Origin of the sequence: Pseudomonas sp. NGC7, assembly GCF_047159675.1 — a bacterium.
Classification (GTDB): domain Bacteria; phylum Pseudomonadota; class Gammaproteobacteria; order Pseudomonadales; family Pseudomonadaceae; genus Aquipseudomonas; species Aquipseudomonas kermanshahensis.
Genome location: NZ_BAAFZY010000001.1, coordinates 3,237,255 through 3,250,648 on the forward strand (window position 1 = coordinate 3,237,255; position 13,394 = coordinate 3,250,648).

Genomic DNA, 13,394 nt, shown 5'->3' on the forward strand with positions numbered 1-13,394 from the left:
CAAGTTTGCCGTGCGGCGTGCGTCAGTTTTGCAGTGTTTCCGGGCTATTGAAGTTGCTCAAACGCGGATCATCCTCGGCACACACCAGCGCTTGCACAGCCCCTTTCAGCAGGGCCTTCTGCAAGCTTCGCTCATTGGCCGCCCACGCCTGCTCCAGCACCGGCAACACCTTGCGCGGCAGCACACTGAACATCGGCTGCCAGTAGCCTGCCTGTCGCACCATCGCCGCACTGTCGCCGGCCACCGCCAGCCGCAGCAGGTCCTCGATCAACGGCCGATCAATCAGCGGTGCATCGCAGGCCAGCACCACCACCCATGCGTGCCGCGCCGCCGCCAGGCCTGCGATCACCCCGGCCAACGGCCCAGGGAAATCGGGGGCTGCATCGCCCACCAACTGGTCAGCATAGGCTCGATAGGCGTCCTGGTTGCGGTTGCAGGAAATGATCAGGTCATCGCTCAGCGGGCGTACCACGCGTTGCACATGCGCCACCAATGGCTTGCCTTGCCAGGCCAGCAAGCCCTTGTCGCGGCCGCCCATGCGCTGGCCGCGGCCACCGGCGAGGATGAGAATGGAACAGGGGGGCAGGGCAGCAGGCATGAAAAAGGGTTCCGGGCAGTCAATGCCAGGAACCCTCCCATGTCATGCGGTGCTTGTCCAGTCAGCGTGCGTCAAGCGCTGGAGTCGCCTCGGCTTTAGCGCCGCGACCGCGCCCGGCCAGGCGCATCACCACGACGAAGAACACCGGCACGAACACCACCGCCAGGGTGGCGCTGAGCATGCCGCCGATCACACCCGTGCCAATCGCCTGCTGGCTGGCCGAGCTGGCGCCGGTGGCGATCGCCAGGGGCACCACGCCGAGGATGAACGCCAGCGAGGTCATCACAATCGGCCGCAGACGCAGGCGGGCGGCTTGTACCGCGGCATCGACGGCATCGACACCCTGGTCCACCAAACTCTTGGCGAACTCGATGATGAGGATCGCGTTCTTGGCCGACAGGCCGATCAGGGTGATCAGGCCGACCTTGAAGAACACGTCATTGGGCATGCCCCGCAGGGTGACTGCCAGCACCGCACCGAGTACCCCAAGCGGCACCACCAGCAGTACGGCGGTGGGGATCGACCAGCTCTCGTACAACGCAGCCAGGCACAGGAACACCACCAGCAGTGACAACGCCATCAGGATCGGCGCCTGGCTGCCGGACAGCCGCTCCTGCAGCGACAGGCCGGTCCATTCCAGGCCAGCGCCGGCAGGCAGTTGCGCCACCAGGCGCTCGACTTCGGCCATGGCTTCACCCGAGCTGTAGCCTGCCGCCGGTTCACCGGAGATCGACACCGCCGGGTAACCGTTGTAGCGGGTCAGCTGCACCGGGCCGCTGACCCACTTCGCCTGGACGAAGGCCGCCAGCGGCACCATCTTGCCACTGCTGTTGCGCACATGGATTTTCAGCAGGTCTTCGACCTGGCTACGCTGGTCGCCTTCGGCTTGCACCACCACCCGTTGCATACGGCCCTGGTTGGGGAAGTCGTTGACGTAGCTGGAGCCGACGGCGGTATCCAGCACCGCGCCGATGTCGGCGAACGACACCCCCAGGGCATTGGCCTGGCGACGGTCGATTTCCAGTTGCACCTGCGGGCTTTCGGCCAGCGACGCTTCGCGCACATTGGTCAGCACCTTGCTTTTGCCTGCACCCGCCAGCAACGCATCGCGGGCAGCCATCAGCGCGGTGTGGCCCATGCCGCCACGGTCCTGCAGACGGAACTCAAAACCGGTCGACTCGCCCAGGCCATCGATGGGCGGTGGCAGCACGGCGTAGGCCACGGCGTCCTTGAGCTGAGTGAAGGCCATAGAGGCGCGGTCGGCAATCGACTGGGCGCTGTCATCGGCACCGCGCTCGGACCAATCCTTGAGCGTGGTGAACGCCAGTGCCGCGTTCTGCCCACTGCCAGAGAAGCTGAAGCCGAGGATCAGCGTGGTGTTGCCGACACCGGGTTCCTCTGCGTTGTGCGCTTCGATCTGCGCCGCTACTTGCTCGGTGCGCATGCGGCTGGCGCCTGGCGGCAGCTGGATGTCGGTGATGGTGTAGCCCTGGTCTTCGGTGGGCAAGAACGCCGTGGGCAGTTGGCTGAAGCCATAGCCCAGCACGGCCAGCAGCACGCCGTACACCAGCAGGTAGCGACCGCTGCGCTTGAGCGCTTGCACCACCCAGCGCTGATAGCCGTTGCTCATGCTGTCGAAGCGTCGGTTGAACCAGCCGAAGAAGCCCTTGCGCTCGTGGTGCTCGCCTTTGCCCAACGGTTTGAGCAAAGTCGCGCACAGTGCTGGGGTCAGGCTGAGGGCGAGAAACGCCGAGAACAGGATCGACACCGCCATCGACACCGAGAACTGCTGGTAGATCACGCCCACCGACCCTTTCATGAAGGCCATCGGCAGGAACACGGCCACCAGCACCAGGGTAATGCCGACAATCGCCCCGCTGATCTGGCCCATGGCCTTGCGCGTGGCTTCCTTGGGCGGCAGGCCTTCTTCGGCCATGATCCGCTCGACGTTTTCCACCACCACGATGGCGTCGTCGACCAGGATGCCAATGGCCAGGACCATACCGAACAAGGTCAGCACATTGACCGAGAAGCCCATGGCCAGCATCACGGCGAAGGTGCCCATCAGCGCCACCGGCACTACCAGGGTCGGGATCAGCGTGTAGCGCAGGTTCTGCAGGAACAGGAACATCACCGCGAACACCAGCAGCATGGCTTCGAACAGCGTGTTGATCACCTGCTGGATCGACACTTTGACGAAGGGCGAGGTGTCATACGGGATGTCGTATTTGACGCCTTCCGGGAAGTAGCGCGACAACTCCTGCATCTTGGCCCGCACCAAGTCAGCGGTTTCCATGGCGTTGGCGCCGGGGGCCAGCTGTACGCTGAATGCGGTTGCGGGTTTGCCATTAAGGCGCGTGCCGTACTGGTACTCCTGGGCGCCGATCTCGACCCGGGCGACATCGCCGACGGTCACCGTGGAGCCGTCCGCGTTGGCGCGCAGGACAATGGCCGCGAACTCCTCTGGCGTGCTCAGCTGGCCCTTGACCAGCACGTTGGCGGTGATTTCCTGGGTGCCGCGGGCGGGCAGGTCACCAATACTGCCTGGGGCGACCTGGGCGTTTTGCGCGGCGATGGCATCAGCCACATCGTTAGGCGTTAGGTTGAAACCGATTAGCTTGCTCGGGTCGATCCAGATCCGCATGGCACGCTCAGAACCATACAGCTGAGCCTTGCCGACGCCCTTCAGGCGGCGGATCTCGTTCATCACGTTGCGCGCGAGAATATCCGACAGAGCGGTTTCGTCGAGCTTGCCGTCCTCCGAAGTCAGGGTGGCCAGCAGCAGGAAGCCGGTGGACACCTTCTCCACCTGCAGGCCTTGCTGGGTCACGGGGCGAGGCAGGCGTGACTCGACCACCTTGAGGCGGTTCTGCACATCGACCTGGGCCAGGTCCGGGTGCGTGCCAGGTTCGAAGGTGGCGGTGATGGTGGCGCTGCCCAGGCTGCTTTGCGACTCGAAATACAGCAGATTGTCGGCGCCGTTGAGTTCCTGCTCGATCAGGCTGACCACGCTCTCGTCCATGGTCGCCGCTGAGGCGCCTGGGTACACGGCGTAGATTTCCACTTGCGGCGGGGCCACGTTGGGGTACTGGGCCACCGGCAATTGCGGAATGGCCAAGGCGCCAGCGAGCAGGATGAACAGCGCGACCACCCAAGCGAACACGGGGCGGTCAATGAAAAAGTGCGGCATCAATCAGCCCCTCACTGGCGGTTGTGCTGTGCGATCGGCGGCGCGCCGGGCGCTGTGCCCTGGCTCGCTTCGACCTGCACCTGGTCGCCGGCCTTGACGTGTTGCAGGCCTTCGATAACCACTTGTTCACCGGGCGCCAGGCCTTCGCTGACCACCCAGCGGTCGCCCTGGGCGCTGCCCAGCACGACCTGGCGGTCGCTGACGCGGGCCTGCGGGTCGACCACCAGCACTTTCGGCACACCGGCGCTGTCGCGCAGGATTGCGCGCTGCGGCACGCTGAGGCCTTTTGGCTGCACCGCTTGCTCCAGGCGCACGCGCACATAGCTGCCCGGCAGCAGGTCGAGGTCCGGGTTGGGGAACTCGCTGCGCAGAGTGATCTGGTTGGTGCTCGGGTCGACGCTGATGTCAGAGAACAGCAGCTTGCCGGGCAGCGGGTAGGCGCTGCCGTCGTCCTGAATCAGCGTGGCGCGGGCTTGGCCGTCGCCGACCTGCTGCAGCTCGCCGGCTCGCAGGGCACGGCGCAGGGCGTTGAGCTCGCGGGTCGACTGGGTGACGTCGGCATGGATTGGGTCCAGTTGCTGGATGGTGGCCAGGGGCGTGGTCTCGTTCTGCCCGACCAGTGCACCTTCGGTCACCAGTGCGCGGCCAATGCGTCCGGAAATCGGCGCGGTCACCGTGGCATACCCCAGGTTAAGGCGCGCGCGCTCCAGGGCAGCCTTGGCCTCGGCGACCTCGGCATCAGCCTGCAGGAAGCTGGCCCGGGCATTGTCGTATTCCTGGCGGCTCACGGCCTTGTCGTCGACCAGCTCGCGGTAGCGTTGCTCTTGCAGGCGCGCTTGATACAGGTTGGCCTGGGCCTTGGCCAGGGTGGCGCGGGCGCTGTCGTGGTCGGCCTTGAACGGCGCCGGGTCGATGAGGAACAGCACGTCGCCTTGCTTGACGTCGCTGCCCTCGCGGTAGACCCGCTTGAGCACCACGCCAGCTACACGTGCGCGCACCTCCGCAGTCCGCGGTGCCAGGATACGGCCGCTGAGTTCGCTGCTGATGGCCAGCGGCTGCAGTTGCAGGGTTTCGACGCGCACCTGCGGGGTGGGCTCTTTTTCGTCCTGCTCGGCGCTGTCGCCACAGCCGGCCAGGGATATGCTCAGAAACGCCAGAAGCGCCACGGGGCGCAGGCGAGGGGGGAGGCTAGTAGGCATACGGATCTTCCGATGATGACGCGGTGTATGCTACGGCAGGCGTTCCCTTGGTGGCTGTTAATACCTGTAGGGCGAGTGTGAAAAAGTGTGAAGAAGCGTCCTGCCTCGGCGCAGGATTCTATATCCTGCCTGGACTTCCTCTTGTGTCAAAGCGCTTATGCCAAACCTTTTATTGGTCGAAGACGACAGTGCCTTGTCCGAACTGATCGCCAGCTACCTGCAACGCAATGATTTCCATGTCCAGGTGATCGCCCGCGGCGACCACGTGCTGGACGCGTTTCGCCGGCAAAAGCCTGACCTGGTGATCCTCGACCTGATGCTGCCTGGCATCGATGGCCTGCAACTGTGCCGCTTGCTGCGCCAGGAATCGCAGAGCTTGCCGATCCTTATGCTGACCGCCCGTGACGACAGCCACGATCAGGTGCTGGGCCTGGAAATGGGCGCTGACGATTACGTGACCAAGCCCTGCGAGCCCCGTGTGCTGCTGGCCCGTGTGCGCACGTTGTTGCGCCGCAGCAGCGTCAATGAGCCGCGCCTGGACAGCGATTTGATCCAGATCGGCGGCCTGCGCATCGACCTGGCCGAGCGCACCGTCAGCTGGCGCGGCGAAGAGGTGGAACTGTCCAGCGGCGAGTACAACTTGCTGGTGGTGCTGGCGCGCAACGCGGGCGAAGTGCTGAACCGCGACCGCATTCTGCAGCAACTGCGTGGCATCGAGTTCAACGGCACCGACCGTTCGGTAGACGTCGCCATCTCCAAGCTGCGCCGCAAGTTCGACGACAGTGCTGGCGAGGCGCGCAAGATCAAGACCGTGTGGGGCAAAGGCTACCTGTTCAGCCGTGTCGAGTGGGAGTGCTGACCGAGCATGCTGAAGATCCTGGTGCGCCTGTACCTGCTGATCATCGTCGCCTACGCCGGTGCGCTGCTGTTCATCCCTGACTCCATCGTCGGCCTGTTCCATGAACGCTTCATGGCGTACAACCTGGACCAGACCAAAGGCGTGCAGTCGCTGATCGTCCGACAGTTCCACCAGGCCCCGCATGAGCAGTGGCCAGCGGTGGAGCGAGACCTGGCCGATGCCTTCGCACCGCTGGAGGTCAAGCTGCTGCGCATGGACCAGGCCGACCTCAGCGCGGATGAACGGGCGCGGCTGGAACATGGCTTGTACGCCGTGCGCATCGCAGACTGGGGTTATTACGAGACGGTGCTGGCACCGCTCGACAAGGACTGGCTGGTGCGCCTGCATGCGCCGCCTGATCCACTGGATATCAACGTGCTGTCCTGGGGCGTGACGGTGTTGATCGGTGCAGCCATGCTTGGCTGCCTGCTGCTGTGGGTGTGGCCGCACTGGCGTGACCTGGAGCGGCTCAAGGAAACCGCCCGACGCCTGGGGCAGGGGCAGATGGCCGAGCGTACGCACATCTCGCCGCATTCCAACATCGGTGAACTGGCCGGGGTGTTCGACACCATGGCCAGCGACCTGGAACGCCATGTCAACCAGCAGCGCGAGCTGCTCAATGCCGTGTCCCACGAGCTGCGCACCCCGCTGACCCGCCTGGACTTCGGCCTGGTGCTGCTGTTCGACGAAGTGCCGGCTGCCAGCCGCAAGCGGCTATTGGAGCTGGTCGGCCATGTGCGTGAACTGGATGAGCTGGTGTTGGAGCTGTTGTCCTATAGCCGTTTGTACAACGCCGACCAGGCGCGTGAGCGGGTCGAGGTATCGCTGCTGGAACTGGTAGACAGCGTGCTGGGCAGTTTTGCCGAAGAGCTCGACAGCCGTGGTATCCAATGGGAAGTGCGGGCCGAGCGTGAGCTGCCACGCTTTGTGCTCGACCCCCGGTTGACCGCGCGGGCCGTGCAGAACCTGGTGCGCAACGCGATGCGTTATTGCGACGAAAGCCTGCTGCTGAGGTTGAGGCTCGAGGATGACGGTGCCTGCCTGCTGACGGTCGAGGATGACGGGATTGGTATCCCGGTCGAGGAGCGTGAGCGGATTTTCCAACCGTTCTACCGGTTGGACCGTAGCCGTGATCGCAATACCGGCGGGTTCGGCTTGGGGCTGGCGATAAGTCGACGGGCCATCGAAGGGCAGGGTGGCACATTGACGGTGGCGCAATCGGCGCTGGGCGGCGCGCAGTTCAGGATTCGTTTGCCTGCGGGTAGTTAGGCTAGCTGCGTCCGCCCTGTAGTGAAACCCACGATTACCTATGTGCATCCCAAAGGCTAATCTATTGCCTGTAGTACGGAATCTGCACGGGTTATGAAATCAGGGTATGGTCTCCCACTGCTGGTTCGTGTTGGAACGGCAGAAGTCCATTGTTGGCGTATTGTTACCCTCTTCGGCAGTCAGGCAAGCGGGCAGCAGTACGTCTGAATAAATAATTTGACCTGCAGTTCGGTACCACCCAGTTTTATCCTGACGTGCTTCTGCCGCGGTGGCAGGGCAATTGGCAAAGTCTGGGCGGCGGTTATTCATTTCAAATTTCAGGCACGGTTTCCAGCCTTCGCCTGTGGCGAAATAATTCCGAATGGTCGTGTAAATACCCACCGTTTGATACTCCCAATAGCGCTGCTGCGTTTGTGCTTCACCTGGGTCATCTTCACACTTCACAAATGCGATGCCGTCTCTTGTTTGGGCCAAGCACGCTGGAAGATTCGCATTCTGACGTTGCACACTCCTGATTTTCTTGAACGTCGGAGGCACTGGCAGGAGGGGGTAGATATTGGCTATTTGATCCCGCGTTTCGTTCAAGCGCCGTGTAGCGTGCCCAGCGGCTGGGTCTCCCAATGGAATTCCCATAAGAGACCTCATGGGGTCCGAGAATTCGGGGATTGGCGCGCACGGGCTGGTTCGAGCACATCCATAACCCATTATCGTATGGAAGCCTGGGTACATATCGTGCGTCCATCCGCGAGCGTAATTGGGGTTCACCGCGCCGGGATCCGAATACCGATCATGGTGGATACCCAGATTGTGCCCAAGTTCATGCGTCAGACTATAAAGTTGTGAAATGATGGCGGTGACAGCATTGCTTTTTCCTGGGAGGATAACCCCTATTCCGCTGGAGCCTGGCTCATACTTGGCAGAGTACACAACAACCAGATCTGCACGTAGCGCATTACGCTCCTTTAGTATGTCAGCAGAAGTGGGCGTACCTGTTGTCAGTTCGCTAAATTGCTGGCCTAGTGTTTTTCCGCCTTCATCGTAGTTAGCATCATAAAAGCCCACCAAGCGGAAAGTAATGGGCGTCTGGCTGGCCTGCATGGACTGATTAGCGTCATTCAATGCTTGCGTCAGTTCAGCGCGGTTATTCGGCTTCTTGGCCCTTAGCTGATTTGTCGTGACGAACATCACGTCGATTTCACTGTAGGGGGTTGTCGCTGCCTTGGCCTTGCTTGACGCTGTCGCCCCCGGCAGCAGCGGCTTTGCATCCGGTAGGTCGTTAGACTCATCAACCTTGATCAACACATGTTGTCCCGTGCTTACAGAGTCGATTCGATAAGGCTGGCCGTCGACCAATACCCTGCCCACCAGTTTCTCTCCAACACGAACGAGTGACAGGGCGTAGAGCGGATCGTAGTCGATCTCTCCTGGAACCGATGGGTGCGCCTGCTTCCAGGCCGAGGGCACGTAACCTATCCACCCATCAAAGCCAGGGGTGATTGTACTGAAACGGCGCAATTGGAATAGAGCTGTTTTACCACTCGGTAGCGTTACCGCAAGCGCGTGATGAGTATTGCTGACGACCTCCAGGTCGGCCTTGATCAAGGTGATTTCCTGATTTTCAGGATCCGCCAGTAACGATGCCAAGTACCCGGTCGCGTTTTTCTTCAATGTCGCGCGGTCTGGTGTTGGCTCAAGCGTAAAGAGCTGTGTTGCAGTACTTGTGTTTTCGCGCTTAGTTGGTGTAACCGACGAACAGGCTGCGAGCAATGCGCACCCTGCAATAACCAGCCATGCTTTGTTGATGATCGTTTTCACATGTCCTGCTCCTATGGAAGTCCTTAGCCCATAGCAGAGCAATTTGTGCATTGATCTGTCGCCTAGCAGTAGTGCTAGGTAAACGCAGTTGATAATGAGGCCGCTCTGTGCATAGCACAAACCGATCCTTGCCACTGCGCTTGGCCTTATACAGCGCTTGGTCGACCTTGACCGGCATCATGGTCAGGGTATCTGCGTCGTCCACCCGGCCAGGTTGCCCTTATTGAAATTGTCGGTGTCGATCTGCCCCAGTGCCGGTTTGCCCGCGCACGCGGCACTGGTACTCTTGTGGGCCAAATCGTGTCGTTTGGCAGATCGTTTTTCAGGGAGTTGAACATGCAAGGCAAGGCCCGCAAGATCGTCCAGGCCATTCTTTACGAAGCCATCGCTGTTGCCTGCGTGGCACCCGCGCTGGAACTGGCGTTTGGCGCCGGGATGGCTCAATCGGCGGTGTTGTCCGTCCTTATGTCAGGGATGGCCATGAGCTGGAACATGGCCTTCAACTGGGGCTTCGAGCGTTGGGAGGCGCGTCAGCCGCAACGCGAACGTACCTTCATGCGCCGGGTCTTGCATGCCTTGGGCTTTGAAGGCGGGCTGGTAGTGATTTTGTTGCCGCTGGTGGCGTGGTGGCTCGATGTCAGCCTGTGGGCGGCCTTCTTGACCAACCTGGCGCTGTTCGTGTTCTTCTTCGTGTATGCGTTCGTTTTCCAGTGGGGGTTCGACAAGGTGTTCGATGTACCGCTTTCGGCGCAGCAGGCAAAGTGTTGACTTGCTGCCCTGCGGCGGGATAAGTTCCTACCCCATGAACATCTTCTCGCACGTGAACGCCATTATTATTACCGCCATTATCAGTTTGGCGGGCTAGCGCGTACGTGCACCTAACCCGCCCTGGAGGCGGGTTTTTACTCTCTGACTCCTGGGCAACGTGAAAATAGCCAAGGAGTCATCGATGACCAGCTTCAGCGCCAACCTGCGTACCCCTGTCACGCCACAGCAACTGCTGTCGGAACAGGTACGGCGTATTCTCGCTGCACCCGTGTACGATCTGGCCATCGAAACGCCGCTGCAGGCAGCGCCAGCACTGTCCGCTAGCCTGGGCAATCAAGTGTTGCTCAAGCGTGAAGACCTGCAACCTACCTTCTCGTTCAAGATCCGCGGTGCCTACACCCGCCTGTCACGGCTGACCCCCGCCCAGCGCGAGCGCGGGGTGATCACCGCGTCGGCCGGCAACCATGCCCAAGGCGTGGCGCTGGCGGCTTCGCACCTGGGGCTGAAAGCCACCATCGTCATGCCAACCACCACGCCCTCGTTGAAAGTGGAAGGGGTGCGCTCGCGCGGTGGCCATGTGGTGCTGCACGGTGAGAGCTTCCCCCATGCACTGGCCCACGCCCTGCAATTGGCCGACAGCGAAGGTGCTACCTTCGTGCCGCCGTTCGATGACCCGGACGTGATCGCCGGCCAAGGCACCGTGGCCATGGAGATCCTGCGCCAGCGCCCAGGTGCACTGGATGCGATCTTCGTCCCGGTGGGCGGTGGTGGGTTGGTGGCGGGCATTGCGGCCTACGTAAAATACCTGCGGCCCGAGGTCAAGGTGATCGGCGTCGAGCCGGAAGACTCCAACTGCCTGCAGGCTGCCTTGGCCGCGGGCGAGCGAGTGATCCTGCCGCAAGTCGGCACCTTTGCCGATGGCGTGGCGGTTGCGCAGGTGGGGGCGCACTGCTTCGAGCTGTGCCGGCACTTCGTCGATGAAGTGATCACCGTCAACAGCGACGAACTGTGCGCAGCCATCAAGGACATCTACGACGACACCCGCTCGATCACTGAACCTTCCGGTGCCCTGGCCGTGGCCGGCATCAAGAAATACGTGGCCCGCGAAGGCGTGCAGGGCCAAACCCTGGTGGCTATCGACTCCGGGGCCAACGTCAATTTCGACCGCCTGCGCCATGTGGCGGAGCGGGCCGAGCTGGGTGAGCAGCGCGAGGCGATCATCGCCGTGACCATCCCTGAGCAGCCAGGTAGTTTCCGCGCATTTTGCCAGGCACTGGGTAAACGCCAGATCACCGAGTTCAACTACCGCTATTACCCGGGTAAGGAAGCGCGTTTGTTTGTCGGGGTGCAGACGCACCCGCTGCACGACCCTCGGGAGAACCTGCTGACTAGCCTTGCCGAGCAGGGTTACAGCGTGCTTGACCTGACCGACAACGAACTGGCCAAGCTGCATGTACGCCACACCGTTGGCGGGCATGCGGCGCCGGGAGCGGATGAGCGTGTGCTGCGCTTCGAGTTCCCGGAGCGGCCAGGGGCGCTGTTGGGGTTCCTGGAGCGGTTGGGCAAACGCTGGAACATCAGCCTGTTCCATTACCGTAACCATGGTGCAGCGGAGGCGCGGGTATTTGCTGCGCTGGAAGTGCCAGGGGATGAGCTGGCGACGTTGCCGCAGACGCTGGATGAGATGGGCTACCGTTATTGGGATGAGACCGAAAACCCAGCGTATAAGCTGTTTCTGGGTTGATCTGTAGGAGCAGCCTTGTGCTGCGAAGAGGCCGGCGACAGCACCCTTGATCTTGGTTATGTTCACTGGCCTCTTCGCAGCGTAAGGCTGCTCCTACAGGTTGCGCGTAGCGCTGGGGTGCTTAGCGCTCACGCATAAAGAAGCCCGCCACATACTTGCGGAAGGTTTCCAGGCTCTTGAAGTCGGCATAGCGCTTGAAGTTCTCGGCATCCGGCTCCGGGCCAATCGGCTGCTCCAGCAGCGACACCGAAAGCACCCGGTCCTGATCAGAGGTCAGCACCAGCTCATCCATCACCTGCCCGCCGATCACCGGTCGACGCATCTGGACCTTCACGCCTTTGCTGGCCATCCAGTCGATCAGCGACACCAACGCCTTGAGTGGCTCACGCTCTTCGTCGCGGTACACCGGGAACAGGTGGGCGCGTGACAGCACGGGCACGCTGGCGACATGGATCAGCTCGTAAAAGTGGCTGCCAGCACTAGCAGGCGAATACAGCGCCAACGCCAAGAGCGGCCCGGCTGCACGGCTGCCTCCCCAATACAGGTGGTGGCCCTGGAAGTCGAACCCGTCCTCGCTGCGGCTATTGAACAGCTTGCGCCCTTTGATCTGGTCGACGCAGTCCAGCATCAGGCCATGCCGACGATGATTGCCGAACACCGTCGCCTCGCGCAGGCGGGCCTTGAGCATCATCATGTGCTTCATGTCCAGCCGGGTTTCCAGGTAGTTGCTGGCCGGTACTCGCTCCAGCAACGGGTAGCGGCTGGCGACGCTGCGCAGCTCGGCAAACTGCCCGGTGAGGTCTTTTTTCAGGTGGGTGGCGTAGAGGTTCAAGCCACTGATCTCGATCCAGGTCAGCAGCAGCGACAACAGCCGTTGTTGTTCGCGCCGGTCAGTGCCCTCACTGCCACTGCTGTCCTGGGCCGGGCGAAAGTCACCGATAAGTCGCAAAGGCGTATCGGGTGGCAGCCAGGCCGCAGGGGGGGCGGGGTCGTCTTCGCGTTCTGCGGCTTCACGCTCGTCCTTGGTGAACGGGCAACCAGGCGCATGCTCGGCAGTGCCTGGGTTGTTTTTCAGGAACAGCGTGCCGGTGTTGCCGTTGAGGGTCACGTTCAGCACCGGCAGGGTGTCCTTGCGGCAGTCGCAGGCCAACCATTGGTTGGCGTTACGCACCTTCATCAGTAACTGGTTGGCCTGCAGCAGGCGAGGGCCAGCGAGCGTGCCTGTGTTGAAACCGACCAGGAGCTCTTCTTCAGCGGGGGTCAGGCTGCGGACCTGCGCGGCGGTCTTATCGATGATTCGCATTAAGGGGCAGCTCCAAGCTACGAGCCTCAAGCTTCAAGCAAAGTTGAGCCGCTTTCAACCAGTTGAGTCATGTTTGCTAGCCTGGCTGGCGTTGCGGTGGATCTTCCTTTGGCCGGAGTGCCTCGCAACAAGCCAGTAGCAGTTCAGTGCCGCTTAGCTTCAGATTTGGGTACTGTCAATTCTACGAGTTGAAGATGAGCGGGTGACGCTTCAGCATGCGGCCTAAGCAAAGGAGCTAATCGGAGACGTTTGCGATGTTCCGATTTGACGATAAACGAACGCTATGATGAGCGCATGGCCAAATGAAAAGAACAGCAATACTTGCTTGCGGGGGGCTTTGGCCATCTGTAAATCTTTTACAGGCTTACAACGGTGAACGCGTGCACTGCGTGACGGAACGTTATCCATTGGGCAACGGCTACCGAAACTACAGCCCTCGGATTATGCGGTTTACAAGCCTCGACGGGCTTAGCCCTTCCGTGAAGGACTCGGTTAACGATGTGGCTGGCCGATCAGAAGGGGTACTGTGAAGTAGAAGTGTTTAGCTGTTCGCCTGTATCCGGTGAGGGCAAAAGGCCCTCCGCCGGATGTTTTTCGCAGCGCATCACAA

9 protein-coding genes are annotated in these 13,394 nt (G+C 61.7%); 4 read left to right on the forward strand and 5 right to left on the reverse strand.

What is annotated here, in order from left to right; translation table 11 throughout:
* Positions 1–22: 22 nt before the first annotated feature.
* The 3 genes from mobA to ACMCNM_RS14780 all read right to left on the reverse strand — a co-directional run bounded on the left by mobA (position 23) and on the right by ACMCNM_RS14780 (position 4,987).
* Positions 23–598 carry a molybdenum cofactor guanylyltransferase MobA gene (gene mobA, locus ACMCNM_RS14770; protein ID WP_412764745.1) on the reverse strand — a complete coding sequence of 192 codons (576 nt, stop codon included), beginning with the start codon at positions 596–598 and terminating at the stop codon, positions 23–25.
* A gap of 61 nt (positions 599–659) precedes the next feature.
* Positions 660–3,788 (reverse strand): multidrug efflux RND transporter permease subunit, encoded by a 3,129-nt coding sequence (locus tag ACMCNM_RS14775; protein WP_412764746.1) that lies wholly within the window; start codon positions 3,786–3,788, stop codon positions 660–662.
* Between the two features lie 11 nt (positions 3,789–3,799).
* On the reverse strand, positions 3,800–4,987 hold the full coding sequence (locus tag ACMCNM_RS14780) for an efflux RND transporter periplasmic adaptor subunit (RefSeq protein ID WP_099429461.1): 1,188 nt from the start codon (positions 4,985–4,987) through the stop codon (positions 3,800–3,802).
* 157 nt (positions 4,988–5,144) lie between these two features.
* Between ACMCNM_RS14780 and ACMCNM_RS14785 the strand changes: the two genes are divergently transcribed.
* Both ACMCNM_RS14785 and ACMCNM_RS14790 read left to right on the forward strand, forming a co-directional pair.
* Positions 5,145–5,846 (forward strand): response regulator transcription factor, encoded by a 702-nt coding sequence (locus tag ACMCNM_RS14785; protein WP_027596751.1) that lies wholly within the window; start codon positions 5,145–5,147, stop codon positions 5,844–5,846.
* A gap of 6 nt (positions 5,847–5,852) precedes the next feature.
* Entirely contained in the window at positions 5,853–7,154 is a 1,302-nt protein-coding gene (locus ACMCNM_RS14790; protein WP_412764747.1) for an ATP-binding protein, read from the forward strand.
* Positions 7,155–7,253: 99 nt separating this feature from the next.
* Here the strand turns inward: ACMCNM_RS14790 and ACMCNM_RS14795 are convergent, their stop codons facing one another.
* Complete coding sequence (locus tag ACMCNM_RS14795; protein ID WP_412764748.1) at positions 7,254–8,969, reverse strand: M12 family metallo-peptidase; 1,716 nt, start codon at positions 8,967–8,969, stop codon at positions 7,254–7,256.
* A 336-nt stretch (positions 8,970–9,305) separates the two neighbouring features.
* On the opposite strand from ACMCNM_RS14795, the gene ACMCNM_RS14800 reads away from it, so the two are divergent.
* Positions 9,306–9,737 (forward strand): PACE efflux transporter, encoded by a 432-nt coding sequence (locus tag ACMCNM_RS14800; RefSeq protein ID WP_412764749.1) that lies wholly within the window; start codon positions 9,306–9,308, stop codon positions 9,735–9,737.
* 181 nt (positions 9,738–9,918) lie between these two features.
* Entirely contained in the window at positions 9,919–11,481 is a 1,563-nt protein-coding gene (ilvA, locus tag ACMCNM_RS14805; RefSeq protein WP_412764750.1) for a threonine ammonia-lyase, biosynthetic, read from the forward strand.
* Between the two features lie 121 nt (positions 11,482–11,602).
* Here the strand turns inward: ilvA and ACMCNM_RS14810 are convergent, their stop codons facing one another.
* Positions 11,603–12,784: a hypothetical protein gene (locus tag ACMCNM_RS14810; protein WP_412764751.1), complete on the reverse strand. Its 1,182-nt coding sequence runs from the start codon at positions 12,782–12,784 to the stop codon at positions 11,603–11,605.
* Positions 12,785–13,394 lie beyond the last annotated feature (610 nt).

Coding starts and splice junctions, on each gene's coding strand:
- mobA (WP_412764745.1), bottom strand. CDS start 598: ATGCCTGCTGCCCTGCCCCCCTGTTCCATTCTCATCCTCGCCGGTGGC.
- ACMCNM_RS14775 (WP_412764746.1), bottom strand. CDS start 3,788: ATGCCGCACTTTTTCATTGACCGCCCCGTGTTCGCTTGGGTGGTCGCG.
- ACMCNM_RS14780 (WP_099429461.1), bottom strand. CDS start 4,987: ATGCCTACTAGCCTCCCCCCTCGCCTGCGCCCCGTGGCGCTTCTGGCG.
- ACMCNM_RS14785 (WP_027596751.1), top strand. CDS start 5,145: ATGCCAAACCTTTTATTGGTCGAAGACGACAGTGCCTTGTCCGAACTG.
- ACMCNM_RS14790 (WP_412764747.1), top strand. CDS start 5,853: ATGCTGAAGATCCTGGTGCGCCTGTACCTGCTGATCATCGTCGCCTAC.
- ACMCNM_RS14800 (WP_412764749.1), top strand. CDS start 9,306: ATGCAAGGCAAGGCCCGCAAGATCGTCCAGGCCATTCTTTACGAAGCC.
- ilvA (WP_412764750.1), top strand. CDS start 9,919: ATGACCAGCTTCAGCGCCAACCTGCGTACCCCTGTCACGCCACAGCAA.
- ACMCNM_RS14810 (WP_412764751.1), bottom strand. CDS start 12,784: ATGCGAATCATCGATAAGACCGCCGCGCAGGTCCGCAGCCTGACCCCC.